We start from the raw sequence: 1,118 nt of genomic DNA on the forward strand, positions 1-1,118 counted from the left end.
CATTCATATTTCCCCAACTTCTTTAAAGCCAGCCACATTTTTGAGGGTTGGTTTGTAGGGAAACCAACAATAAGCTATCAGTCCTGACAACAGATTGGTGATAAACCCAGTCACACTGCGATGGCGAGAGTGCTCAATTTGGCACAGATTTTTCAACTCATCAAACACCGTCTCAACCAAAGAGCGGTGGTTGAGTAAAGTCTTATCAACAGGATCAAGCACTTGCTCCTTCATATTCTTGCGTAGCTTGGTGATGAGGGTTGTATCGCTGTTTTGCGATAACCAGTCATTTAAGGCTTTACTGATATAGCCTCTATCACCAAACAGCTTGCCAAATAGGGGCTTGGTCATCTCTTTGACAGGCGCTCTATCATCAGTATTACCAGCGGTCACTTTGACTGCTAATAGTTCACCCTTATGATTAATAATAGCGTGAAGCTTAAACCCGTAGAACCAACCCATGCTGCTTTTGCCTCTTTGTGCCATACCATGAAAGACCTTGTGACGATAGATACGCTTATTATGGCAAACCGCTATCTTGGTTGAGTCAATGTAGCTGATACCGGTACAGTCGCCCATCATACTTTGCAAGTAGGCACATAAAGGCATAATGCTGCGAGGGATCAGTTCAATGAAACGGGAATAGCTTGGCAGGTTTGGAAACGCTCCCTTCATCATGCCAAGCATATGATGGTAGTAAAAGGCTTTAAACTGTCGATAGCGTAATTGATGAAACAGTATCAAGACGGTCATAATCTCTGCTACACTTATCTGGCATGGTCTTAACCGACGCCGTCCATTAGCGATGAGGTTTGCTTCAAACTCCGGTTTGAATTGCTGATAAAAGTCGTCAATGTCGCAGTATAATTCGGTTAGGTTATCCATGTAAGAAGTCCTTTTTGCTGTCGTTTGTCTTGGTAAACTTACTTTAGCGTATTAGGACTTCTTTTTTTATCTTTTTCTTCGCTTATCCCGAACTGAGGTTACTTAGTATTTTCAGCCTCTGAATTCTCGTATAAAAATAACATTATAAAAAGAACACCATAAAAATGACGCCAAGTTTTGACACTTAGCGTCATTTTTTATGCAATTTTCCCAGAATACTCTATCTACATATC

Annotated in this window: 1 protein-coding gene; it reads right to left on the minus strand. The window is 41.1% G+C overall.

Translation table 11 applies throughout. The features are described from left to right. Positions 1 to 3: 3 nt before the first annotated feature. The gene (locus JMX13_RS13550) at positions 4 to 885 is read right to left on the minus strand and encodes an IS982 family transposase (protein ID WP_201558956.1); all 882 of its coding nucleotides are present in this window, start codon (positions 883 to 885) and stop codon (positions 4 to 6) included. Positions 886 to 1,118: the final 233 nt, after the last annotated feature.

It is taken from the genome of Psychrobacter immobilis (assembly GCF_904846285.1).
Lineage (GTDB): Bacteria > Pseudomonadota > Gammaproteobacteria > Pseudomonadales > Moraxellaceae > Psychrobacter > Psychrobacter immobilis_D.